Annotated in this window: 18 protein-coding genes; 8 read left to right on the top strand and 10 right to left on the bottom strand. The window is 43.0% G+C overall.

Annotated features, from left to right (window positions below; translation table 11 throughout):
* The first annotated feature begins 87 nt into the window (after positions 1-87).
* The 4 genes from lpxD (at position 88) to AK824_RS04380 (ending at position 4317) form a co-directional block, all read left to right on the top strand.
* Positions 88-1104 (top strand): UDP-3-O-(3-hydroxymyristoyl)glucosamine N-acyltransferase, encoded by a 1017-nt coding sequence (lpxD, locus tag AK824_RS04365; protein ID WP_057759131.1) that lies wholly within the window; start codon positions 88-90, stop codon positions 1102-1104.
* A 52-nt stretch (positions 1105-1156) separates the two neighbouring features.
* Positions 1157-1693 (top strand): 3-hydroxyacyl-ACP dehydratase FabZ, encoded by a 537-nt coding sequence (gene fabZ, locus AK824_RS04370; protein WP_057759133.1) that lies wholly within the window; start codon positions 1157-1159, stop codon positions 1691-1693.
* A gap of 173 nt (positions 1694-1866) precedes the next feature.
* Positions 1867-2646: an acyl-ACP--UDP-N-acetylglucosamine O-acyltransferase gene (gene lpxA / locus AK824_RS04375; protein WP_057759135.1), complete on the top strand. Its 780-nt coding sequence runs from the start codon at positions 1867-1869 to the stop codon at positions 2644-2646.
* A gap of 318 nt (positions 2647-2964) precedes the next feature.
* Entirely contained in the window at positions 2965-4317 is a 1353-nt protein-coding gene (locus AK824_RS04380) for a sodium-dependent transporter (RefSeq protein ID WP_057759137.1), read from the top strand.
* Positions 4318-4457: 140 nt separating this feature from the next.
* Here the strand turns inward: AK824_RS04380 and tgt are convergent, their stop codons facing one another.
* Positions 4458-5609: a tRNA guanosine(34) transglycosylase Tgt gene (gene tgt, locus AK824_RS04385; RefSeq protein ID WP_057759140.1), complete on the bottom strand. Its 1152-nt coding sequence runs from the start codon at positions 5607-5609 to the stop codon at positions 4458-4460.
* A 360-nt stretch (positions 5610-5969) separates the two neighbouring features.
* On the opposite strand from tgt, the gene AK824_RS04390 reads away from it, so the two are divergent.
* On the top strand, positions 5970-6623 hold the full coding sequence (locus AK824_RS04390) for an SOUL family heme-binding protein (RefSeq protein ID WP_057759142.1): 654 nt from the start codon (positions 5970-5972) through the stop codon (positions 6621-6623).
* A 60-nt stretch (positions 6624-6683) separates the two neighbouring features.
* Here the strand turns inward: AK824_RS04390 and asd are convergent, their stop codons facing one another.
* Positions 6684-7817, bottom strand: a complete 1134-nt coding sequence (gene asd / locus AK824_RS04395) for an aspartate-semialdehyde dehydrogenase (protein ID WP_057759144.1) — start codon at positions 7815-7817, stop codon at positions 6684-6686.
* A 413-nt stretch (positions 7818-8230) separates the two neighbouring features.
* Here asd and AK824_RS04400 point away from each other — a divergent pair, with 413 nt between their 5' ends.
* Entirely contained in the window at positions 8231-9361 is a 1131-nt protein-coding gene (locus tag AK824_RS04400; protein ID WP_057759146.1) for an endonuclease/exonuclease/phosphatase family protein, read from the top strand.
* A 473-nt stretch (positions 9362-9834) separates the two neighbouring features.
* Here AK824_RS04400 and AK824_RS04405 read toward each other — a convergent pair whose 3' ends face one another.
* Both AK824_RS04405 and lptD read right to left on the bottom strand, forming a co-directional pair.
* Positions 9835-11226: a peptidylprolyl isomerase gene (locus AK824_RS04405; protein ID WP_057759148.1), complete on the bottom strand. Its 1392-nt coding sequence runs from the start codon at positions 11224-11226 to the stop codon at positions 9835-9837.
* Positions 11227-11382: 156 nt separating this feature from the next.
* Positions 11383-14466, bottom strand: coding sequence for an LPS assembly protein LptD (gene lptD, locus AK824_RS04410; RefSeq protein ID WP_057759150.1), 3084 nt, complete (start codon positions 14464-14466; stop codon positions 11383-11385).
* Between the two features lie 381 nt (positions 14467-14847).
* On the opposite strand from lptD, the gene AK824_RS04415 reads away from it, so the two are divergent.
* Entirely contained in the window at positions 14848-15951 is a 1104-nt protein-coding gene (locus AK824_RS04415) for an aminoglycoside phosphotransferase family protein (protein ID WP_227511202.1), read from the top strand.
* A 46-nt stretch (positions 15952-15997) separates the two neighbouring features.
* Positions 15998-16735, top strand: a complete 738-nt coding sequence (gene murU / locus AK824_RS04420) for an N-acetylmuramate alpha-1-phosphate uridylyltransferase MurU (RefSeq protein WP_057759154.1) — start codon at positions 15998-16000, stop codon at positions 16733-16735.
* 182 nt (positions 16736-16917) lie between these two features.
* Here the strand turns inward: murU and AK824_RS13505 are convergent, their stop codons facing one another.
* The 6 genes from AK824_RS13505 to coq7 all read right to left on the bottom strand — a co-directional run bounded on the left by AK824_RS13505 (position 16918) and on the right by coq7 (position 24893).
* The gene (locus AK824_RS13505; RefSeq protein ID WP_101206161.1) at positions 16918-17034 is read right to left on the bottom strand and encodes a DUF2474 domain-containing protein; all 117 of its coding nucleotides are present in this window, start codon (positions 17032-17034) and stop codon (positions 16918-16920) included.
* Between the two features lie 95 nt (positions 17035-17129).
* Positions 17130-18146, bottom strand: a complete 1017-nt coding sequence (gene cydB / locus AK824_RS04425) for a cytochrome d ubiquinol oxidase subunit II (protein WP_057759155.1) — start codon at positions 18144-18146, stop codon at positions 17130-17132.
* Positions 18146-19642 (bottom strand): cytochrome ubiquinol oxidase subunit I, encoded by a 1497-nt coding sequence (locus AK824_RS04430; RefSeq protein ID WP_057759158.1) that lies wholly within the window; start codon positions 19640-19642, stop codon positions 18146-18148. The genes cydB and AK824_RS04430 overlap by 1 nt, the downstream gene beginning before the upstream one ends.
* A 451-nt stretch (positions 19643-20093) precedes the next feature.
* Positions 20094-22571, bottom strand: a complete 2478-nt coding sequence (locus tag AK824_RS04435) for an esterase/lipase family protein (protein ID WP_057759159.1) — start codon at positions 22569-22571, stop codon at positions 20094-20096.
* A 295-nt stretch (positions 22572-22866) separates the two neighbouring features.
* Entirely contained in the window at positions 22867-23991 is a 1125-nt protein-coding gene (locus AK824_RS04440; protein WP_057759161.1) for a tetratricopeptide repeat protein, read from the bottom strand.
* A 257-nt stretch (positions 23992-24248) separates the two neighbouring features.
* A complete protein-coding gene (coq7, locus tag AK824_RS04445) occupies positions 24249-24893 on the bottom strand; it encodes a 2-polyprenyl-3-methyl-6-methoxy-1,4-benzoquinone monooxygenase (protein WP_057759163.1) in 645 nt (214 codons plus the stop codon).
* Between the last annotated feature and the right edge of the window lie 39 nt (positions 24894-24932).

Here is a 24932-nt window from a genome sequence, read left to right on the forward strand (position 1 = left end):
AATATCATTAGAGCTTAGTAGGTCGTCAAAACGCATTGTTATTTTGGCGACCGTTTCATTTATAACCATATTTTATTAATAGTCATTATGATAACGATTGAGCAACTCATTACTCGAATTGAGCAGCGTCAGCCTATTATTAATAAGGCCGAGATTGATACTGAGCAATTGTGTCAACCACTCAGTAGCGTCGGTAGTTTGACGACAGCCAGTCAGCAGCAGTTAAGCTTTTTGGCAGATCCTCACTATATCTCTAGCTTGGCTAGCAGTGACGCAGGCGCGGTGTTGGTAACGGAAGCATATCGTGACCAAGTGCCTACCTCAGCGATAGCGCTAGTCGTCTCAAATCCATACTTGGCTTACGCCAGTGCCAGTCAGCTGTTTGCACGTCATTCTTTATCTAACGGGATTCATCCTAGTGCTGTGATTGCAGACAGTGCTGTGATTGGCGAGCAAGTCAATATCGGCCCTTTTTGCGTGATTGGTGACAATGTACAAATAGGAGCGCGCAGCTCACTCGATGCTCATGTCGTGGTTGAGGCCAATACTAGTATAGGTACCGACTGTGTGATTAAGTCGCAAGTCGTTGTCGGGCCTGAGTGTGTCATTGGCAATCATGTTAGATTGCATGCAGGGGTCAGCATTGGATCTGAAGGGTTCGGGTTTGCTCCTACTAAAGATCCTAGTAACACAGGTTGGGAGCGTATAGCCCAGTTAGGCCGTGTCATTATTGGTGATTATGTGCGAGTTGGTAGCCAGACGTGTATCGATCGTGGCGCTATCGATGATACCGTTATTGGCAATCACGTGATTATTGATAATTTGGTACAAGTTGCCCATAACGTCCGTATCGGTGACGGTACTGCTATCGCTGCTCAAACTGGCATTGCGGGTAGTACTACGATAGGGAAGCGCTGTATAATAGGCGGCGCTGTCGGTATCACAGGGCATATCGAGATTACAGACGATGTTGTTTTGTCCGGCATGACCATGGTAACCAAATCCATTAAAACCGCTGGCTCATATTCATCTGGTACTGCTGCAATGCCGACTGCTAATTGGCGACGTGCGGCTGTACGTTTTCGTCAGCTAGGCAATAACTAATGCAAACACAAACAAATAATAGATATTCAAAACACAGCAAGGAAGCGTCATTATGAGCAATAACAATATAGATATCCCAACTGATGAAGACGTTAAAAGCTTGGCTGAGCAAGGTCTTACGCTACCATTGACGTATCATACGATTAAGCATTACTTACCGCATCGTTATCCTTTTATGCTGGTAGATCGTATTGTAGCTTGTACGCCAGGCGAGTGTATTACTGGTATCAAAAACGTGACTATTAATGAAGAGTTTTTTAACGGTCACTTTCCTGATGAGCCGATTATGCCAGGTGTATTGATGGTAGAGTCAATGGCGCAGGTGTCAGGGGTGCTTGGTTTTATCAGTGCAGGACTGACGGCAGAAGACGGTTACCTCTATCTATTTGCAGGTGTGGATAAAGTCCGTTTTAAACGCCGTGTGATTCCTGGTGATCAGCTTATCATTCGCGCAAAAACTGTGATGCAAAGACATGGTATCTATAAGTTTGATTGTACTGTCCATGTCGAAGATGAATTGGCGGCTAGTGCGCAAATTATGATTGCACGTCAAGAGCAGCAAAAACCTGCTAACACAAAGGGTGCTTAAGTTTTTAATAAGCCATACTGTACAAAGAGCGATATTGAAATCGCTCACTATCACTGCAATAAACAGCAATATGTAAACTTAACAACGCAACTGGTATTAGCTTCGTTAGTAACACTGAAATAGCGATACTTTTTTATTATTTACTCGCATCAAATGATACAAGGGCCCATCTTATGAGTCAGATTCATCCTACAGCACTCATCTCACCGTCCGCGCAGATTGACGAGACTGCTATCATCGGGCCCTATTGTATCGTTGGTGATGAAGTATCAATTGGTGCGCATACGGTTTTGCATAGACATGTGGTAGTGACTAAGCTGACTCGTATTGGTCAACACAATGAGTTTTATCAATTTGCAAGTATCGGTGAAGATCCTCAAGATTTGAAGTATGCAGGCGAGCGTACTTGGCTTGAAATCGGCGATCACAATACGATTCGTGAGGCCTGTAGCTTACATCGCGGTACAGCCCAAGACGGCGAGCTGACTAAAATCGGCAGTCATAATCTACTGATGGTAAACACCCATGTCGCACATGATTGTGTCATTGGCGATCATAACGTACTGGCTAATAATGTTGGTGTAGCGGGGCATGTGACTATTGGCGACCATACAATCATCGGTGGTAACTCAGGTATTCATCAGTTTTGTACAGTAGATGATTATAGCTTGATTGGCGGAGCAAGCCTTATTTTAAAAGATGTGGCTGCATTTACGATGGTATCTGGCAATCCAGCAAAGGCTCATGGACTTAATATCGAAGGTATGCGCCGTAAAGGTTGGTCAAAAGAAACCATTAATGTATTACGTCAAGCGTATCGTACGATTTTCAGATCAGGTTTGACCACTGCACAAGCGTTGGAAGTCTTACATAGTGAGCTATTGGCTAAAGAGCCAAAAATTCAGCTACTTATTGATTCATTACAAAATAGTAGCCGCGGTGTTGTACGCTAAAGAAAGCATAACACGATTAAAGCATAACTCGATTAATGATGAGTTTGATACTTTTAATAAGCTAAATTCTTATGGAATGAAGGCGAATTACGTAGAAGCCATAACTATTTGTTATGGCTTTTTATATTTATGAGCACTTGACTTTTTTGGTCGCTTAGCAGAAACTGAGCGTTTACGATATTGTAATCAATTCTTTCTTAATGTTGCTGGGCGTTTCACATCGAAGCGTTTACTAAATAGTCCAATGGTAAGGCTGACTATTTATGTTGATCAAGGAAGATTATCAGTAACGTTAATTGAAGCACGAGGACGGAAAAAATGGCTATCAATAAACAAGAACATGCCCAATGGAGCTCAAGCTTTGGCTTCGTATTGGCAGCAGTAGGCTCAGCAGTTGGTTTAGGAAACATATGGAAATTTCCATACATGGTTGGCGAAAGCGGTGGTTCAGCTTTCGTTATTGCTTATTTGTTCTGTATCGCGCTGGTCGGTTTTCCGATATTAGTTGCTGAATGGTTAATTGGTCGACGTGGTCAAAAAAACCCAGTCAATACTTTTGCAGACGTAGCAGCGAATGAAGGTAAGTCACGTAGTTGGGGTATTATTGGTGCTACTGGTATCTTAGGTGGCTTCTTAATTCTATCGTTCTATAGTGTGATCGGTGGTTGGGCGCTTAACTATATCACTAAAGTTGCAACAGGTAGCTTTGCTGGTCAAGACAGTGATTCTGTTGCTGCAACCTTTGATGCTATGCTTGCATCAGCTGGTACATTGACGATTTGGCATACGGTATTTATGATTTTAACCGCTGTCATCGTTGGTATTGGTGTGACAAGTGGTATCGAAAAAACAGCTAAGATTTTAATGCCATTATTGGGTGTGATTCTGTTCGTTATCGTTGGTTACAACGTAATGAACGGTGGATTCGGTGAAGCAGTTGCTTACTTATTTACGCCAGATCTTAGCAAACTAACGGCTGATGTTATGCTTGCAGCATTAGGTCATGCATTCTTCACCCTATCAATTGGTATGGGTATCATGGTTGCTTATGGTTCGTATTTGGGCCGTGAAGTGAACTTGCTAAAAACAGCACGTACTGTTGTTATTTTGGATACGGTTATTGCGTTGGCTGCTGGTCTTGCCATCTTCCCAATCATCTTTAGCAATGGTCTAGATCCTGCATCAGGTCCTGGTCTTATCTTTGTGAGCTTGCCAATTGCTTTCGGTAGCATGGGTGCGGGTACCATTATTGGTGCATTGTTCTTCTTGCTTATTACCTTTGCCGCTATTACCTCATCTATCTCGTTACTTGAGCCAACCGTTGAGTTGTTAGAAGAGCGTACGTCGATGAGTCGTACTGTATCTACTATCGTGGCAAGCACAGTAATCTGGTTGTTAGGTATTGCAGCATTGCTATCGTTCAATCTATGGTCTGACTTTACTATCATGGGTAACGGTATCTTTGATGCATTAGATAAGCTTACTAGTAAGTTCCTATTGCCTCTAACAGGTCTGGCTGCAATTGTATTTGTTGGTTGGAAAATGGATCAACGTAACATTCAGCAAGAGCTTGGTTTATCCAATGGTACATGGCAGCTGTGGCAAATCGTTGCAAAATTCATCGCGCCAATCGCTGTTATTGTAGTATTTGTGACGTCATTGATGGGATAGTAGTCAAAATAGACTCTATATTAATCATTAGCTGATAGTCATTAGTGATAGAAGCAGCATAGAAAAAGGGCTTAAGATTATTCTTAAGCCCTTTTTTATTTCAACAGATATCATTATACGGTCGTGAATGTTAAACAGGATTAACGCAAGTTTAACTCAGGAACTGTTTGACCGCGTTTGGCATAAAACTCGCTGACAAACTCATCAAATTTATCTTGCTCGATAGCATCTCTGATACCCTGCATTAAACGTTGGTAATAGCGTAAATTATGAATGGTCGCTAACTGAGCACCTAGCATCTCTTTACACTTGTTAAGATGGTACAGATAAGCGCGGCTAAAGTTTTGGCAAGTATAGCAGTCGCACTCAGGATCTAATGGGCCTTCATCGTTGCGATATTGGCTATTACGAATACGTACCACACCAGCATTGTCTGCATCGCCCGTCACAAAGTAATGACCGTTACGCGCGTTACGCGTTGGCATCACACAGTCGAACATATCCACACCGCGGCGTACGCCTTCAACTAAATCCTCAGGCTTACCAACCCCCATAAGATAGCGTGGCTTATCTGCTGGCATATCATCAGGCAGGTAGTCTAGGACATCTATCATCTCTTCTTTAGGCTCGCCAACCGAAAGACCGCCAATAGCATAACCATCAAAGCCGATCTCTAACAGGCCTTCAAGTGATTGCTGACGCAAATCAGGATACATACTGCCTTGTACAATACCGAATAATGCGTTGGTGCTGCCCAGTCTGTTGTGCTCATCGATACAGCGTTGTCCCCAACGTAATGATAACTCTAACGACTTTTTCGCTTCGTCATGAGTGGCTGGATAAGGCGTACACTCATCGAACTGCATGACGATGTCTGAGTTCAAGCTGTACTGAATTTGCATAGATTTTTCTGGTGAGAGAAATACCTTTGCGCCATCGATAGGAGATTTAAAATTTACGCCTTCTTCGGTAATTTTACGCATTGCGCCGAGGCTGAATACTTGGAAACCGCCCGAATCGGTCAAGATAGGCTTGTCCCAATGCATAAATTTATGCAGGCCACCAAACTTATCAATGACTTCAGTACCCGGACGTAACCATAAATGGAAGGTGTTGCCCAAAATAATATCAGCACCGATGGCTTCGATATCACGTGGCAGCATGCCTTTGACCGTACCATAAGTACCAACAGGCATAAAAGCAGGCGTTTGCACGTCGCCATGATTGAGATGAACCGTACCACGGCGTGCACGCGTTGCACCGCTGGCCGTTTTATGTAAGACAAATTGCATATGATAACCGCTATTTAAGCTATGAAAATGGCGCTAATTATAGCATTGTTAGCGGTTTTTTGGACATATAGTCAGAGAATCACTGAACTGCTACGGCGTTACCCTCCCTAAATGTACTATTTGTCCAATTTTCAGTTGGCTGCCTTGTATCCGTTTTAGCGTTTTTTAACTATAGATATTAGGTGTTATCGATATACGTGCAATATATACCTTGGTCAATGCCGCTTTACTATAACCAAAAAACACAGATAGCACGCCAAAAGACACAGACAGTGCTAAAGGTCTGTTGATACAGTAGAGGTTATACAGGTGAGGTGATAATCATTGCCACACCATGCTTTTAGATGCTGGAGACATTATATGAAAAAGACAGCTTACTTATTATTGAGTGGTTCATTATTAATATCAGGAGGGGCTATGGCTACCGAAGAGCCGAAATATACAGTGTTGACGCAAGTAGATGACTTTGAGCTGCGTCGTTATGATGAGCAGCTAGTGGCGCAAACGTGGGTGAGTGGTGACCAAGACTCAGCAAGTCGTGAAGGATTTAAGGTTTTAGCGGACTATATTTTTGGTAATAACACAGCACCAAGTGGAGACAGTAGTAAAATTAGTATGACAGCACCTGTCACGATGCAAGCTGATAATAAAGAAAGTGATAATGAGTCACAAAAAATTGCCATGACAGCACCAGTCAGTATGCAACAAGACGATGGTAAGTGGCGCGTGCAATTTACGATGCCTAGTAAATATACGATGCAAACACTGCCTAAGCCGAATAATCCAAACGTTGAGATTATAGAAGTGCCTGCACAGACGTACGGTGTGATTAAGTTCTCTTGGCTCGCAGGAGAAGATAAAGTAGCGGAAAAAACCGAAGCGCTGCAAACATGGATGCAAGACCAAAATCTGAGACCTACAGGCGAGCCTGAATTGGCACGTTATAACCCGCCTTGGACGCCACCATTTTTACGTCGTAATGAGGTGATGATTGCGTATCAATCTAAGCAATAACAGCCCATAAAAAAAGACAGCAATCGCTGTCTTTTTCGTGTTTAATATAAGGTATCTGAATTAGACGTTTTGCTCACGGATGATATTAAGCATACGACGTAATGGTTCTGCTGCGCCCCATAACAACTGATCGCCAACGGTAAAAGCACCTAAATATTCAGGGCCCATATTAAGCTTACGCAAGCGACCTAGAGCAACAGTTAAGGTGCCAGTCACGGCTACTGGCGTTAGGCGATTCATAGTAGTTTCTTTGTCATCTTCGACCAAATCCAACCACTCGTTGCCACTGTTTTTGAGTGCAGCTTCGATTTCTTCTAGAGGAATGTCTTTTTTCAGCTTGATTGTTAGACCTTGCGCATGACAACGCATGGCACCGACGCGTACACACATCCCATCAATAGGAATCGTACTGGCTTCATCATTACCCAAGATCTTATTGGTCTCGACGCCGCCTTTCCATTCTTCTTTTGACTGTTTGTTTTCTAGCTGAGCATCGATATAAGGAATCAAGCTACCTGCCAGTGGTACACCGAAGTATTGTGTAGGGAAGTCTGCTGAGCGCTGAGTCTGAGCGATTTTTTTATCAATCTCAAGAATAGCACTAGCAGAGTCAGCCAATTCGTCTTGGACGGCATCACGTAACACACCCATGCCATTGATGAGCTCACGCATGTTGTTTGCGCCAGAGCCACTAGCAGCTTGATATGTCATCGCGCTGACCCATTCGACCCAGCCTTTATTAAACAGCTCACCGATAGCCATCAACATCAATGATACGGTACAGTTACCACCGATGAAGTCTTTTTTGCCATTGGCTAGGGCACTATCAATAACGTTACGGTTGACTGGATCAAGAATGATGATGCTGTCATCTTTCATACGTAAGGTACTTGCCGCATCAACCCAATAGCCGTTCCAACCGCTATCACGCAATGGTTGATGGACTTTTGACGTATAGTCACCACCTTGGCAAGTAATAACGACATCACAAGCAGCAAGTGCTTCAATATCATGAGCGTCTTTTAGTTGGCCGGTTTCAATACCATCGAATTTTGGTGCATCACCACCAGCATTACTGGTAGAAAAAAACACCGGTGTAATACCATTGAAGTCATTTTCTTCCTGCATACGTTGTATTAATACTGACCCTACCATACCGCGCCAGCCTACCAAACCTACTGTTAAATCACTCATGAAGTTCAATCCTATTTACAATTATTTGTTGCATCGTCAACCGATAACAATGCCGTGAATGGCGCGAAAAAGCAAGGCGTTTTGGCTATTATTTGGTCGTTTTCCATACACTATTAACTATGTCGACTATAACTTTAAGTTATTACTATTGAAGAGGTACTTGGCTATCTTGCGACCTCAAAAATATAGTGTTTAATAAATCATGCATTACATTGAATGAGCCAATATTGTAACGTTTTATGATAGTTGTCGCATAATTGAGACTCACCAGTAGGCGAGAATCTTCTGAAATGCTAAAGTAAGTCTCAAACGTAATTACTCGACGTTAGTTATTTGATGTCAGGTGAATTAAAGCTTAATCAATATACATCATCAGCTCTATCGACTCTTTAATCAACGGTTAGTACCTACTTATGGATCTCTCACTATTATATTACGCCTTACAAGGCCTAGCAGGATTCATCGCCTTTGTCACAATCTGGGGCTGGTTGCCGCTGGATAACTGGTGGGTGCGCGGTGTTGAGTTTCCACGCATTCAAATAATGGTGCTTGGTATTATCGCTTGGTTTGGCATGTTAGTGTTTTCCTCAGAGTGGGAATTAGGGCAGTGGCTATTGTTTGTTGTGCTGAGTGGTACGTTAGCATTTCAGCTGAGAATGGTACTGCCATATACTAAGCTGTGGAAAAAAGAAGTTCAAAAGGCAAAAGATAAGCCAGAAGGGCAAGCGCATCAAATAAAAATCATGGTATCAAACGTATTGACGCCCAATGACGAAACGCAAAAACTGGTCGATTTGGTTAAGCAAAAGCAGCCTGATATCTTAATTACATTAGAGAGTGACAAGAAATGGGAGCAAGCCTTACAGCAAGTCGAGTCTGACTATCCCTACACCGTGAAAGTGCCACTAGATAATCTATATGGCATGCACTTGTATTCTAAGCTTGAGCTAATTGATCCTGAAGTTAAGTATTTGATGATAGATGATATACCGTCTATACATACTCAATTGCGTTTGCAAGGAGGCCGCGCCATTTGGTTATATTGCTTGCATCCTATGCCGCCTAGTCCAACTGAAGCTGATAAGTCCACCACGCGTGATGCTGAGCTGCTCATGGTAGGTAAACACATAAAAGAAAACGACCAAACGGCGATACTGGCAGGTGATCTTAATGATGTCGCATGGTCAAAAACCACGCGTCGCTTTCAACGTATTTCTGGTCTGTTAGATCCTCGTATTGGTCGACATTTCATTAATACCTTTCATGTTAAATATCCATTTCTGCGTTGGGCTTTAGATCATATTTTTCATAGTGCCTGCTTTACGGTAGTTGATATTCAGCGTATGCCATCCGTAGGATCTGATCATTTCCCTGTGATGACTACCTTGCAATATGAGCCAGAAGAGGCAAGCAAGCAAGAAGGCAATGCGCCTACTGCACAAGCAGAAGATATCCAAGAAACTGACAACAAAATCGAAGAAGGCAAGAAAGAAGGCGAAAAAGTGTCAGAAGAGCACAGACAAGAACAGCGCAGTTTTGGTTGATAAAAGAGGCCGTTTATTAGCTGTAATGTATAGAGATAATGTAAGCATATGCTTACGCAAAATAGAGTCTTTAGCTTCTATCGGCACCAAATTCATTGGCCTATAATACATCCATCAACACAAGGATACGCATGGATGTAGTGTTGAGACAGTATCAATAAAAGCACAGGTCAGCCCGCTGTCTTATATAATACTGTTAAATGACTTAGGATGAGTCAGCACGGAAGAGAGATAATAACAATAACACGAAGTATTGAAACCCTGAACCAATCGCCCTAGGTTCGGGGTTTTTCTTTGTATGGATTTTGATTTGGTAAAGTTTAGAATGCTTAACTTTGAGATTTTTTAAAGCCTCCAGTTAAATATTTAACTGCGCAAACAAAAGAAGGGTATATGCCATTGCATATACCCTTCTTTATTTAAATCGATTCAATATTATAGCTAACTTAATACTATTAGCTTATTGCAACATATTAGCCAAGTATCTGAATATAAGCGCCAGCACGTAGCTCTTGTAACCAGTCTTCTTGAGCTTGTGGTGCTAGGCGTTGATACAATGCTTGACGTGCCATATTGCGACGATATTGCTCGCTAATATCTTGATCGCGCTTACCATCAACTTTTAGGATATGCCAACCAAACTGTGTCTTAAATGGCGCAGAGTAGTCGCCAACTGCCGTATTTTTCATTGTGGCTTCAAATGGACCAACCATATCTTCTTCGCTAACCCAATCAAGGTCGCCGCCACGTCCCGCAGAACCTGGATCGTCTGAATACGTTGAGGCTAAGCTAGCAAAGTCAGCGCCGCCACGAAGCTGCTCGTATAGATCATTAATTTTTTGTTCAGCAAGCGCATCAGTCTGTAAATCATCGACTTTAACTAAGATATGGCGAGTATGCCACTGTGGTATCAGCATTGTATTGCTGGCTTTTTTATCAGCAAGCTTGATGATATCAATACCTTCAGGAGTCAATAATGGCTCGCTTACGGTACCAACGTCTAACTTGGTAATTTTGCTAGATAGCTCTGTCGGTAAAGAAGCTGCCTTGTGAAAGCCCATATCTCCACCTTGCAATGGAATCGGATAGCTTCCTTGGCTAGCAGCAACAGCTTCAGCGACGTTGACATTTGGCTCAAGCAAACGCGTGCGTAATGCTTGAGCAACTTTTAATGCTTCTTCACGTTGAGCGGCCGATAGGCGACTATAGTCATCTATATAAGGCACACGTACGTGAATGGTTTGATATTCGCTTTGGTTCAGACGTTTGGCTTCAGGTGAGGCCAAAAATGCATCAATGTCTTGCTCGCTAATACGTACTCGGCGAGTAATTTGACGCTGCTGTAGCGCTTGGATAGAAGCCTCTTCGATCAGTTTGGCACGTAGATTGGCATAACTACCAGGTTGTGCGGCATCTAGACGTTGCTGCAATGCTGCGATGCTATTGAGGCCTTCAGCTTGAGCAATTTGACCAAGACGTTGATTGATTTCTGCTTCATCGGCAGGCAGTCCCGCGCGTTTGACCATAGACAGTTGTAGTTCACGCAAAATAAGCGCGTTTAACACTTCAGACTGTAGTTGTGCTGAGTTTGCGATAGGCTCTCCAGCAGCTTTTGCACGTGCTTGAGTTTGCTCGATAGCATCAACCAGTTCGCTTTTTAAGATAGCATTTTCATTAACTAGGGCAATAATACCGTCTGTGCTATTGGCTGGCGTTAAGCGATCAACTGAGTTTTGCGCAGCAGAAGTAGAAGCTTGAGCTGCTGCAGGTTTTACAGTAGCAGCGTTGGCACTTAACGTAAGCGTAAGGCCTGCCATAGATAGCAATACTGCTCTGCTAGTCTGACGTAAAGAAAAAAATCTCATGATGCTCCTCATCAATGTCATTGCATCGGATGGTAGTCGGTCAACTCTATCCAATACTCTTAATAATAAAATATTCGACAGCGTTTCCCATAATAGGGGTTCAAATAGTGTCTTATAAATATTTACGTAAATAATTCTAATCTAGCAAAAAACTGGTTAGTCTTTCCATGCCGTCTGTACAGGTTCAAAGCCCAAAATCTTATCAGCAAGCAATCGTGTCAAGCGGCTACTACCGCTGCCAAGACCATTTAATCTAACTTCTGCCATAATAGCTTGTGTTGGCTCGTCTTTTACGTTTAGGTCATTGTAATAGCGGCGACCATAAACAGCAAAGCCGAAACAGCAATCTTCGTAATCAACACCAATGAGTGAATCAAGCATCTTGTTACGATTATAATCGTACTGACCCTGAGCCAATATACGCCAGCTGTTATTAATAGGGAAAACAGCGGAAGCGGTAAACGCCGATAATGGCAACTGATCGGTATTGTCATCACGCTGACGCTTAACATAACCCACATTAAATAAGCTGTTGTCTGATGGCTGATAACGCAGCTCAGTCGTAATGTAGTTCAAATCATAATTACTGGTTAAGGCACCGCTGACATCAACCCAAAAATTATTGTAAGGTTGAGTGCTGGTATCCCATACCATTCCTGAAGAAGACGAGGTAAATACTGGCTGATCGTCATCAAGTGTCACACGTCCATCATCTAGATAGAACTGTTCTGCAATGCTACCATCAAAACGTGTCACACCCGTTGCATCGATGTAACGATAATTGACGCCAGGCGTAATAGAGTGCAAATCCTGCAAGCGATCATGACCTAAAAACCAACTGTCCGAAAACAGCTGCTCATAGTTAATAGAGGCAATACGTGTATTAAAGTTAGGAATATCGTTTTGGTTCTTATACGGTGAATACGTATATTTTACGCGTGGACTAAGTAAACGATAGCCGCCCATCGTATCGTCAAACGCACCAAATGGTGAGCCCGCTTGATAGAAGTGTAGACCTGCATCGATACTGGCTTGCGGAACAAAAACCGACTGACTGCCATCTTCTTCACTAAGCTGATTATCTTCTAAGCTATCTTCATCATATGACGTATATAGATGCTGCAAGCTCAGCTTAGGTTTGATATAACCCCAAGAGGTCTCCATCGGATAGGCGGCGCTCAGTTTATTATAAATACGTGCGCCACTTTTTTCGTTTTCAGAGCCATCATCGATAGACTTCTTGAAGTATGCAGAATCATGAATACCAGTGATATCGAAGCGCTCGGCCCACGGCAGGCGATAATTTAATTTGAGCTGTGGCAAACGTGAGTACGGTTTGTCTTTGTCTTCTAACGCCTCACCGCTATCAGTGAATGCATCTAGAGTCTGGAAGGTTTCTACTTTTAGTTCACCATCGACATAATCATTGTAGTAATTGACGCGGGCACGACGTGGCAAGTTTATGGTGCTGTCTGACAAGCCCAACGTATCAAAATCATTCAGGTAATCGGCATCTGATACATAGTTGTATTCAGCGTCAGCGCTTAATCGTGGAATGCTTTTCGACGACCAAGTGTGGTCATAAAACAAGCTGGTACGATCTTCGTCGTCATACTCTTTATCATTTGGTAAGTATGAACCGTTTAAAATACCTTCCCCATAATTCTCAGTCAGATAACGGAACTCACCTGATAGCATCGGGTTACGGTCAGTATAAATATGCGTGTTAAGGGTGGCATCATAGTTAGGTGCTAAGTTGAAATAATACGGGATATCAACTTCAAGACCGCTTTCACTACTGACACTGGCACTTGGTAATAAAAACCCACTACTACGGCGACTGTCGATTGGGAAGTTAAAATAGGGGAGATAAAATACGGGTATGTCAGCCACACGGAAAGTAGTGTTATACGCTTCGCCGCGCCCTGTATCAGTATTTAGATCGATACTTTTGGCTTCAAACTGCCATTTACGGTTGGTAGGTGGACAGGTACTAAACATCACCTGATCCAGCTCGTATTCACTCTCGTTCGGTTTGTTTAAGCGTTTGGCATAGCCGTGCGCTTGTAGTCCAACACTAGCAAATGCCACATCATTGGCTGTTGACTGACCAGTCTCAGTATTGTAATTCAAGCTGTCTGCAACGCCAATTAGGCCGCTTTGTGCCGCTCTATCATTAAAGCTGGCTTGGCCGCTCTTTGTAGAAACGTTGTTTGTCGCTGCATTGCTTGTACGCTGTCCAGTCGCATTATCTGTAAACATGACTTTGCCTTGAGCAGCTGCAACGCCATTGCTCAAGTCAATCATGACTTTTTCTGCTTCGATATGCTGAGTACCTTGATCAATTTTTACATTGCCTGAGAGCTCAGCGTAGTTCACGTTATTGTAATAACCGTAATCAGACTCAGTAAATAAAGGGGCTTGATTGTTCGGAACGCTAGCCACATTTGGTGCTGGTTGTCCGTTTGCCGTACCAGCTTCATTCACAGCACGTTGATAATTAGGGTTACTCTGCGGATATACCCATTGACCTTCACAGCGCTGGGCACTGTCCACGGCATTTGGCAGTAGACGTAAATCTCTACCGACCTTTGGAATCGTCTGTGCGGCAGGCATGGCATTATTATGAGTATTGTTTGCTTCAGTGCTGATAGTGTCATTGTTTAATGTTGAAGCATCGGTATCTGGTGTTAGCTCATAAAACTCTGCTAAGCGCATTAAGCTGGCTTGAATACTCTCATCATTAAGATCTAGCTTGCCATTATCTGTTGTTATCGCTTTAGGGACAAAGGCATTGCTATCTGGTGTATCACTGCTTGGTTGGTTGCTAGTTTCTGTATTTAAATTACTAGCATTAGAAACTTCATTGCTAAAAGCTTCAGAGTCAGCAGCCTCATTAATCTCTGTAATATCTAGGTCATTGTTTTCAGAGAATCTGCTATTTAACGCAGTATCATTCGATAAAGTAGCGTTATTCGTATTAGCAGAATTAGCATCGTCTGGATAGCTGTCATTTAGAATATCTGCTTCTTGATAGCCATCATTACTTTGAGTACGACTAATACTATTGGCGTCAGTCGCCACACTATTAGAAACATAGCTGCCTGTACTATCCGTAGTTAGTGGTTCAGTTTTTTGCGTATTGGCATCACCAATGGCAGCACTGACAGTTAGGCTAGACAAGCCTAAGGCACCAAATAAGATCAAGCGGATGCTTTGGTAAAGCGGAGAATATAACAAGGGCACACCTATGATTGCAGAGCTTATTGGATTGCATGACTGAGTTTAGTAACGGTATCACCGAACGATATAAAGCAGTGAACGAGCAACTAAAATATGACTAATGTATTCTCAAAAATTCGGATGTTTTATATATAATGACGACTAATCATAGTCAAAAAAAACCAAATCAGCTACACTATTTACCAAAATTTATAATATAGCCATGCTGATTTTTAAGTAGCGATAGCGATTCTATCCGACATCAAGTATTGAATGATATAGCAATACGTCTGTGACAGCTTGTAGAGCACCGACACATATCGCTATTTTAGCAAGTATTTGTCAGACTTATCACTACTTTAATTATTTATGACTTATATTTAACCAGCAATGCCCAATATGACTGACAAAACGACTTTAGAGACTGATATGATCGATGAAAATAACAACCGCCAACAGCAATTAGAACAATGGTTACAGCAAGTATTTTTAGATCAAACCTTTAGTCTAGATAGCTTACCTGGTGACGCTAGTGCCCGCCGATATCATCGTATCGAACTATCAGAGTCAGATAATAGTGCCAATAAGCATTATATCGTCATGGACTCCGCTGACGAGCAAGATGCGATGCTGCAGTTTATCAATGTTGCTAAGCTGATGGCGCCTGCTGTCAACGTGCCGACTCTGACTGCACAAAATGTGGAAAAAGGATTTTTGGTATTACAAGATTTTGGCACAGTAGAGTTTGCCCATTTGCTTGTCGATGCCACCGCAGACCAAATCAATGACTACTATCAGCTAGCAATGCAGACATTAGTGGCGCTACAAACGGTACCAGTAGAAACGGCAAAGTCGCAACATCAGCTGCCAGATTATGACACAGCACTACTAGACCGTGAGATGGATTTATTTAGCGAATGGTTTATGCCTTATATTGGTATAGCGCTAAATGAGCAAGTTTGGGGAAACCTAAAAACAGCGTTAATGAATGAGATTTTGCGACAGCCACAAGTAGTGGTACATCGTGATTATCACAGCCGCAACCTTATGCAAGATCAAGCAGATAAATCAAAGTTGGGTGTGATTGATTTTCAAGATGCTGTCATTGGCTCGTATGTTTATGATTTAGTGTCGTTAGTCCGCGATGCTTATGTTGAATGGCCAGAGAGCCAAATATCTGCATGGATTGATGACTTTTGGCAGCTACAAAAACAAGAATCACTAACCACTGCTGATAGCGCGGTGCAGTTTGAAAACGATGTGAATGTCATAGGCGTACAACGTCACTTAAAGGTATTAGGGATTTTTATCCGTTTGTCTGAGCGTGATGGCAAAGACCGCTATTTGGCGGATATTCCTAAAGTCATGCGTGATTTGATTATTGAATTAAACTGGCTTGCCGAATATGGCAATGATGAACTAAAACAATCAATTATACCGTTTAACCAATGGCTACAAGAGGCAGTGCTACCTGCTTATAAAGAGAAGTTTGCTTCAGCATAGATGACGCTCAGCTAAATTAATTTAAATGATAAAGATAGGAGCGCAGATGTCTACCTCTACGATTACACAAGCCATGATTTTGGCAGCTGGCAAGGGCACACGCCTACGTCCATTAACGCTTGAGACGCCCAAGCCTTTGGTTGAAGTCGCAGGTCAACCGCTTATTGTATGGCACATTAAAGCACTACAAGCAGCAGGCATTACTGATATCACAGTCAATGCCTCATGGTTGGCAGATAAGCTAATGGACAGCTTAGGTGACGGTTCACAGTATGGCGTAAAGCTGCATTGGTCAGTAGAAGACGATGAACCACTTGAGACCGCAGGCGGCATTTTTCAGGCATTACAATCAGGTAAACTAAAAGATGAGCCGTTTATTCTGGTCAATTCTGACGTCTGGACTACCTATGACTTCTCTCAATTAACAGACTATACATTGGGAGCGGATCAGCGCGCGCATTTGTTGTTGATTGATAATCCAGAGCACAATAATGGCGGTGATTTCGCTATCAATAACGGTCTTGCTAGTGAGCAGCCGGTAGGCGATGCAGATAAGTATACCTTCGCGGGTATTAGCGTAATGTCACCAAAATTGGTAGAGGGACTGGTATCAGGACAGCCTGCTGCATTGGCACCACTACTAAAGCAGGCAATGATAAAGTTTCAGATTACCGCTGAAGTGACGACAGATAATTGGATAGACGTGGGAACACCAGAGCGTCTAACACAGGTCAATCAGTTTATCGAACAGAATGATATCGAGCATGCAGGTAAACCAAACTGATAAATTTAAGATAAATAAAAAGCAGCGTCGATTATTCAACGCTGCTTTTTTTATGCATATAGAATTATTTTTTACGACATATTTAAAGAGGATATTTGCAAGACAAAAATGCAAATTTAGCATCTATCAAGCTATTTATTAGCTAACTAACTAGCACTCAATCGTATGAGTAAGTAATGACACTAAACACCCATGGCCAGTTTAATTAGCTGAGCAATGGTAAACACCACTAAAAACCCTGCCAAATATAGACCCACGAACCATGCCCATTGCGATTGTTTTTTACTGAACTTTTTCATAGAAATCTCCTGACTAGCGTATGAAGTGTGACTACCATCTATAAACGATGATAGCCATCCTCTTTAGCTGATCCGTTGCCCGCCGCGATTAGCGACTAGTACATCGGATTGTGATCAGATTTACCTTTGAAGGTATAGTAAGCAAATGCTGTATAGCTCAAGATAATCGGTAACATGATACATGCGCCAATCAGCATAAATGATAATGAGGTATCGGCAGCAGCAGCCTCATAAATCGTCATTTGATACGGTACGATATAAGGGAATAGGGCGAAACAAACCCCAATATAACCCATTAAGAATAGAGCAACCGTTAGCAAAAATGGACGATACTCACGCTCTGTTTTTAAGTCTTTACGCATGATAAAGAATAAGAGCATGACAATGATAGGCATAGGAGCAAGGTATAACAAATCTGGGAAACTAAACCATCCTTCTAACGCATCGATGTCTGAGAAGTACATAAACGCTGTGACCACAACCATCGCCACTAGTAATGCAGTAAGCATCCATCTAGAAACTTGGCGCGCCCACACTTGCAGCGTGTGTTCTGTTTTTATGATAAGCCACGTTGAACCAAGTAAGGCATAGCCGATAATCATGGCAAATCCGCACACAATCGAGAAGGGCGTGAGCCAATCAAATGGGCCACCAGTATATAGACGATTACTGGCTTCTAACCCTTGTACTAACGCCCCAAGCATAATGCCTTGAGAGAAAGTGGCGACGACTGAACCGACAAAGAAAAAGGTATCCCATACATGTCGGCGCGAAGACGATTTGAAGCGAAACTCAAACGCCACGCCGCGCATGATGAGACCGAACAACATGGCAGTTACTGGTAAATATAGGCCTGTCATGATGATGCCATACGCAACAGGGAATGCTGCGAATAAACCACCACCACCTAGCACTAGCCATGTCTCGTTACCATCCCAAAATGGGGCGATAGAGTTCATCATGCGGCTACGGTTTTTATCTGAGCCTGCAAATGGGAACAAAATACCGCAGCCCAAATCAAAGCCATCAAGCAGTACATAGACAAAGACAGACAAAGCAATCAAACCGCCCCAAATGAGAGGTAAATCTAATACATCACCGAAGTTAAACATTAGCGTAATCCTCCATCATCGACATCATTTGCAGGCTCATCTAAGCCTTCTTCAGTACCTTTGGCAGGATTACTATCACCGCTTAACGCGCGGCCTTGGCTCTCGGTTACTGAGTGCTCGTAGAAATTATCTTCTGCAGGATCTGTATAAGGTTTCGGCCCTTGAGCAATCAAGCGTAAGATATAAAAACTGCCTGCACCAAAGACGAATATGTACAGTACAATAAAGCCAATCAATGTCGTCGCTACTTGCTGTGCTGCAAGCGGAGACATACTTTCAGCAGTACGAATAACCCCATAAACTGTCCAAGGCTGACGTCCTGTCTCGGTTACGAACCAACCTGATAATAAAGCGATAAAACCAAGCGGTGTCATCATCATCCACGCACGGTGAAACCAGACACTTTCGGGATTGAATTGCTGTTTTTTGAAGTATTTATAGGCACTAAATAAACCGACCAGTACCATCAACATACCAATAGCGACCATAATACGGAACGCCCAAAACACAATAATGACGTGCGGTTGATCTTCTGGTGCCCAGTTTTTGAGCCCTTTAACTTCACCATCTAACGAGTGGGTTAGGATCAAACCGGTCACATAAGGGATTTTTACTTCGTATTTATTGGTTTGGTTTTCTTGGTCAGGAATCGCAAAGAGACGCAATGCGGCACCGCGCTCATCTTCCCAAATACCTTCCATCGCAGCCACTTTGGCTGGCTGATGCTCAAGCGTATTCAAACCATGCTCATCACCGATCAACACCTGTGCTGGTGCCACAAAGATGGCCATAATCATTGCCATACCTAGCATGACACGACCATGCTGACGGTGCTCGGCGTGTTTTTTGGACTGGATATAGTAGGCACCGATACCGCCAATGACAAAGGCAGTGGTTAAGAACGCCGCCGTCACCATATGTGCGAAACGGTAAGGGAATGAGGGATTGAATATAATCTCAAGCCAGTTGGTCGGATAAAGTAGGCCGTCTGCACCCACCATAAAACCTTGAGGGGTTTGCATAAAACTGTTAGCCGACAAAATCCAAGTAGCTGATATCAGTGTACCAATGGCAACAATGGCAGTGGCGGTAAAATGCATGCGTTTGCTTACACGGCCCCAGCCAAATAGCATAATACCCAAAAAGGAGGCTTCTAAGAAAAACGCGGTCAATACCTCATAGGCAAGTAGTGGGCCTATGACGTTGCCAGCTTTATCTGAGAATACTGCCCAGTTGGTACCGAACTGGTAGGACATCACCACGCCTGATACCACACCTAGACCGAAGACTACGGCAAATATCTTGACCCAGTGCTTATAGACCTCAGCATAGATAGGTTTGCCAGTTCTTAACCAACGAAATTCTAGTACGGCAAGCCAGCTGGCAAGCCCGATAGAGAATGCAGGAAAGACAATATGAAACGAGACAACAAAAGCGAATTGGATACGAGCGAGTGTCAGCGCATCGAGCTGGTCAATCATAAATGTAGCGAACATAAACGGTTACTCTCATCTGTTAGCTGAATAGCGCTGACTTCCATACAACGCTCAAGTAACTGTCCGTAACTATCCATCGATCAAAGTGGCAAGCATTACGGGCAATAGCTCAGTGACGTGGACTTAGCTCCATTAGACATAAATTGTGGCTAAGTTTGCGACTCACTGTTTAGCTGAATTGAATAATTTATGTCCTTATAAATTTACATATTACTGTCATGTGCTATAGATATATTATGCGCTCACCTAGATATACACGCAAGCAACCCAATCTGTCAGTTGCAGACCTAAGAGTCATCAAAATAACATAATTCAAACATTGAAAAATAAAATTAATATTATTAAAAACAAAGCAGTATGCGTGAACATACTGCTTATATGAAAGCTATAACTGATATTTAAAGGTTACGATTTATACGTCAAAAACCTTGTGAAATAACAAAAATCTACATCATTCTTGTAGCTGCTTATGCAAAATCCTTCGCAACGTCAAAATGGTCTGCGGATTGGTCTGGATACTATGACCGCCATTAATAATGGTTTCAGACGCAGCACCATCGAGATGGGCACTATTATAAGGAACGATACCATCTGACAAACGCTCGGTCAGTGCTTGACTGATATCATCATTGACTGTCACAGCGGCAACAAGCGGCTCGGGTGGTAGCTGTGATGTCTCAGTATTGTCACTCACATCAACGCTCGCTGTTTCATTTCCAGAGTTGTCTTCTACTGCTTGAGACAAATCAATTTTGGCACCGTTTGGTTGCGTTTGTGCCAGTCCTTTAGTGATATCGGCATCGTTATTGGCAATGATTGAATGGTAAGTGATCCGCTCATTCATAGTGATGTCTTTGGTTAACTCTATAAAAGAAGACTTGTCACTTAACTGGCTGGCACCGTTCTGCAAATATAAGGCGCCCAGTGGGTTTTGTGCCAAGTCGCCTTGTGTGGCAATGGTCGCTAAGTTATCCGTGAATGTTTTGACCAGACCTACAGGTAAGTAAACGATGCGGCGTAGTGCACGGGTGAACCAACGATCTGCATAATCGGTACCACGGAAAGGTGCAGATAGAAAAACAGCAGTGTCTACTTGCGGCAACGCCTGTAGCTCAAAACGCTCCTTTAACTCATCTTCGCCAAAAGAAGTCTTAAGCGCGTTACGGATTTGCTGTTTCTCATTGCTAGAGAGTATGTCTTTGTCATTGAGCTTATCTAAATCATCGACTAAATTTTCATCAGATAGCATCATGCGAGCGACGATGGCACCCATGCTATGACTGATAATCACACTATTTCGACTGGCACGATTTTGTCCATTGGGATCAGTTTGCTGGTAGGTGCTGTTGATTAACTGCTGAATCTGATAACGATTTTCTAAAATAGGCAGATTGGTTGGATAGAATATTTGCCAAACTTGGTAATTATCACGCAGCTTGTCATCATTAAGAATATCGTTGGTCAGATTGACCCATGTGGCGGGACTAGAGGCTAGCCCGTGCAACATAATCAACACGCGCTTATCAGGGTCATAAGGCTCGAGCATGAATAGTTTGGGCAGCTGAGCATCTGGCTGGCGCGTAATCAAGTTTAAATAACCCACACCATCTAACTGGTTTTCTGATAGCCATAAGCCATATCCCGCGGAAAAGTTAGCTGCCAGTGGGTAGTCATCGTTGAGGATATTGACGGATTCGGTTTGGTACGGGTTATATAAATGAATATCAAGCTTACGACTGCTCAGTGCGTCTAATACGCTATCACCGTCTGGCTTAATCAATCCAGTTAGTAAAAGATGTCCCGTCGGATAAATACGTGAGCTTGGCTCACTATCGTCGGTGTTTTTATTTTCATTTGTTAGCCGACCAGATAAGGAGGCAACCAACAACTGACGGATTGTGGTGGTGTAGCGATCATCCAACGATGCCACCAAGCTGATGCCTAAACCGGGACGCTTACTCACAGAATTTAGACCGGAGAGTCGCAGCTCATAAGTAGATGATAAGTCTGCCAAGGCGGAAGTTTGTTTATGAGCGTTTTGCAGATAGTTGTTTTCGTTTGGCAAATAAATATCAAGATTGTAGTCATCTACGGTCACTTTCATGACTTTGACTTGGTCTGTTGCTTTGCCCTTTAGTGGTGGTCGATTGGCAATTGCTGCTTCATCCGTGTTATCACGCTTGGTAGAAGTTATCGGCAAATACTCTACTGTTGTATCACCCATCAATTTATTGGCGTTTTCAGTCGATTGATAAATTTGAGTAATAACGTCATTGCTAGCAGCGTTATAAATATCTTGGGTTTGGATATCATTGTCATTCGGAATACGGTTTTGCGCACGAGTGTTATTGCTATTTTGCTCTGCACCTTCAAAGTCATGGGTTAAACTGTCATAAAACAGATAGGTGTAGCTGTATTTGACGGCATCAAACAATCTTGCTTGATAATCGGTTAAACACAGGTCAGTCTCTTTTTGCTGCGTTTTGGCGTCATCATCACTTAAAGGCGCATTGGCGTAATACGGATCAAGTGGCGGGCGTGCAAGCGCATTACGACAGTTTTTTGAATCAGATAGTTGACGCGCTTTTGCATAGTGCAGTTCTGCAAAAATAGCTAAGGCAGGCCGATAGTGCCTGTTAAGCATACTATCAGAGAGCTGAGTCAAGCATAAGTCAAATTGCTGCATACAGGCTTGCTCATTCAGTCCTGCTGATAGCAAAGCAGATGCTGTATCGCTGCTTAGCGCATTGTCAGTGACAATATTGCCGCGCTGCGCTGAGATGGTCTTGGCCGATGCTTGTTTATCGACCGTCACCGTACTACACGCTGGTAGCAATACTGCTGCCGCCAAAAGCATAAGTGAAGTAATGGGCAGGGCTTTTCTATTAGTGTGCATTACTGTCTGTTTGCTAAAGCCAGCGAAAGTCATAAGTCAGTCCAATAAACGGTAGTTATGAGAATATCAATAATGAAAGTAGCAGTTGATAATGAGTGTAGCGCAACTTTTGGCGTTAGACTATTCATTTGCAGTTCTACAAAAGCATGTTTTAAAACGAAAGGGTTTCTACTAGTCGAAAAAAACGCTTTTGTCTTATATATAAAACAAAAGCGCTTGGTATGTGAAGCTTAGATTATTTATTAAAGATTTATCTATTGAGGGTCTTATTAAACAAATATCTTATGAATCAAACCCTCAATAGCTAATCTCAACAAGTACAGAATATCTATGCACCTGGTTTTACACTGATGTCAGGGGCAGGAATATCCCAAATGTAGAACTTACCTTCTTCAACGAGTTTGATTTGTTGAGGAATGACAGTGTTGTTAGGGTATTGCCCTTCAAGACGACGTAAGCGTTCTAACGCATTAGCACGGCGGTCACTGAGTAGATCTGACTGTGCTAAGCTTTGTTCTGCTTCGGTGTACCCTAAAGCGACAGCTCGGTCTAGATATTTTTGACCTTCTTTGAAGCCGCCACCTTCTGATAGCATCATGCCGTATAGGAAGTTAGCCTCACCACTATCAGGTTGCAGCTTGATAGCGCGATCGACATACTGACCACCACGTACCGTGTAGTCTGAACCCAAATCTAGATTGCGACCCATGCCGTTTAGCTTAGCAGCACGAAGCAACACATCATAAGAAGCATTTGGCGACTTAGCATATGGCTCGATCCAATCCGCTAATACTTTGATTTTCTCACGTGTGTAATGGCGCTGTGAGCGGTTAGGGAAGTTTGGTGGATAGTGACGCGCATTAGGGGATACATCAGCGATGAAGTCATCTAATAAGCTAACATCAAGCTTATCAGTACCTAGCCCTTTTTGTTGTGGAATCAGTACGGTTTTCACAAAGCTCATGTCTGAGAGCTGTACTTGCGGTGTAGGAATGTTCGGAAGTTGTCCGCTACGCAAGTCGATACCAGTAGCTGTCATTGGACCAGGCTCATAGACACGAGTAGTGCCGTTCATAACAGGTGCAGCAGCAGGCGACATCATTTGCGGTGTTTGAGGTTGAGCAGTGCTAACAGATGCATTGTTTTGCAGAGTGCCGCTTAGTTGCATGTTAGTGGTTTGCGCATTAGTCGGCTGGCTGTTGCTCGCAGGTGTTGCTGGCAGGCTTGTTTGTGCGGCATTGGCTTGAGCAGGACTGATAGCTGCATTAGGACGAGCAAGACGAATCACACGTTTGCTTGAGTCCATCGCACTAGGTACAGCCGTTGCAGCGGCATCAGTTTCTTCTGCATTCACAGGTGCAGATAACAGCATGGCACAGGTTGCAGCCATGGCGGTCAATGTCGCAAACTTCGGTGACTTAATAGAGTGGCTACTAGAGAGAATCGCTTTCATAAAAATCGTTACCTTGTTTAATTTATTTGGTTGTTATTCATTGATTGGACGGTAATATAAATAGCGCATTGCTGCAAAATCGTACAAATTTTTAATACCGTAGCAAATTAAGCTTTACGCTATCTGTGGTAGGATTGTTAATCGCTAGAATTAAGCAAACCTACGTAAATCTGTGCAGCTATTAATTAGTAAGAAAATCGACAACAGTAGCTAACCACAGTACCTGTAACCATAAGCTATAAGCTATAAGCTATAAGCTATAAGTGATAAGCGGTATCTTTCATGCGATTTGCCATCCATCGCATGGTCCGACGTACTGCCGGAGACAGGGCAGCACCGCCACTTGCAAGTGCTAGCTCACGATGGTGCAGCTCCTCTTTATCCATTTGTGCCAATATTTCTTTTGAGCGCTGATCATGTTCAGGTAACTGCTTGATATGATCCTGTAGATGCTCGCTGACCTGCGCTTCTGTCTCTGCTACAAACCCTAGACTAAACTCATTGGAGATCGCGCCTGCGACTGCACCGAGTCCAAAAGACATACCGTACCAAAGCGGTGTAAATACGCTGGCATGGCTACCAAGTTCGCTTAGACGAGTCTCGCACCAGACCAAATGATCGACTTCTTCTTCGGCCGATTGTTGCATGGCTTGTTTGACACCACTATCTTTCGCAGCAAACGCTTGGCCATGGTATAGACCTTGCGCACATACTTCACCTGTATGATTGATACGCATAAGACCTGAGACGTGCCGAGCCTCTGTGATGGTCAGCTCAGGAATCTCATCGCTACTGACGGGCAACGGACGCGTGCTTGGATTAGAATGTGGCACGACAGCTCGTAATGCCTTATCGACCCCAAGTAACAACTGGTCAATTTTAGATAAAGGACGCAGGGTCATAACTCACTCCTGATGGTGTTAAAAACTGTCAATAAAATA

It is taken from the genome of Psychrobacter sp. P11G3 (assembly GCF_001435845.1).
Taxonomy (GTDB): Bacteria; Pseudomonadota; Gammaproteobacteria; order Pseudomonadales; family Moraxellaceae; genus Psychrobacter.

Excerpts from the sequence above, each read along its gene's own strand:
- lpxD (WP_057759131.1), top strand. The coding sequence starts at position 88 with ATGATAACGATTGAGCAACTCATTACTCGAATTGAGCAGCGTCAGCCT.
- fabZ (WP_057759133.1), top strand. The coding sequence starts at position 1,157 with ATGAGCAATAACAATATAGATATCCCAACTGATGAAGACGTTAAAAGC.
- lpxA (WP_057759135.1), top strand. The coding sequence starts at position 1,867 with ATGAGTCAGATTCATCCTACAGCACTCATCTCACCGTCCGCGCAGATT.
- AK824_RS04380 (WP_057759137.1), top strand. The coding sequence starts at position 2,965 with ATGGCTATCAATAAACAAGAACATGCCCAATGGAGCTCAAGCTTTGGC.
- tgt (WP_057759140.1), bottom strand. The coding sequence starts at position 5,609 with ATGCAATTTGTCTTACATAAAACGGCCAGCGGTGCAACGCGTGCACGC.
- AK824_RS04390 (WP_057759142.1), top strand. The coding sequence starts at position 5,970 with ATGAAAAAGACAGCTTACTTATTATTGAGTGGTTCATTATTAATATCA.
- asd (WP_057759144.1), bottom strand. The coding sequence starts at position 7,817 with ATGAGTGATTTAACAGTAGGTTTGGTAGGCTGGCGCGGTATGGTAGGG.
- AK824_RS04400 (WP_057759146.1), top strand. The coding sequence starts at position 8,231 with ATGGATCTCTCACTATTATATTACGCCTTACAAGGCCTAGCAGGATTC.
- AK824_RS04405 (WP_057759148.1), bottom strand. The coding sequence starts at position 11,226 with ATGAGATTTTTTTCTTTACGTCAGACTAGCAGAGCAGTATTGCTATCT.
- AK824_RS04415 (WP_227511202.1), top strand. The coding sequence starts at position 14,848 with ATGACTGACAAAACGACTTTAGAGACTGATATGATCGATGAAAATAAC.
- murU (WP_057759154.1), top strand. The coding sequence starts at position 15,998 with ATGTCTACCTCTACGATTACACAAGCCATGATTTTGGCAGCTGGCAAG.
- AK824_RS13505 (WP_101206161.1), bottom strand. The coding sequence starts at position 17,034 with ATGAAAAAGTTCAGTAAAAAACAATCGCAATGGGCATGGTTCGTGGGT.
- cydB (WP_057759155.1), bottom strand. The coding sequence starts at position 18,146 with ATGTTTAACTTCGGTGATGTATTAGATTTACCTCTCATTTGGGGCGGT.
- AK824_RS04430 (WP_057759158.1), bottom strand. The coding sequence starts at position 19,642 with ATGTTCGCTACATTTATGATTGACCAGCTCGATGCGCTGACACTCGCT.
- AK824_RS04435 (WP_057759159.1), bottom strand. The coding sequence starts at position 22,571 with ATGACTTTCGCTGGCTTTAGCAAACAGACAGTAATGCACACTAATAGA.
- AK824_RS04440 (WP_057759161.1), bottom strand. The coding sequence starts at position 23,991 with ATGAAAGCGATTCTCTCTAGTAGCCACTCTATTAAGTCACCGAAGTTT.
- coq7 (WP_057759163.1), bottom strand. The coding sequence starts at position 24,893 with ATGACCCTGCGTCCTTTATCTAAAATTGACCAGTTGTTACTTGGGGTC.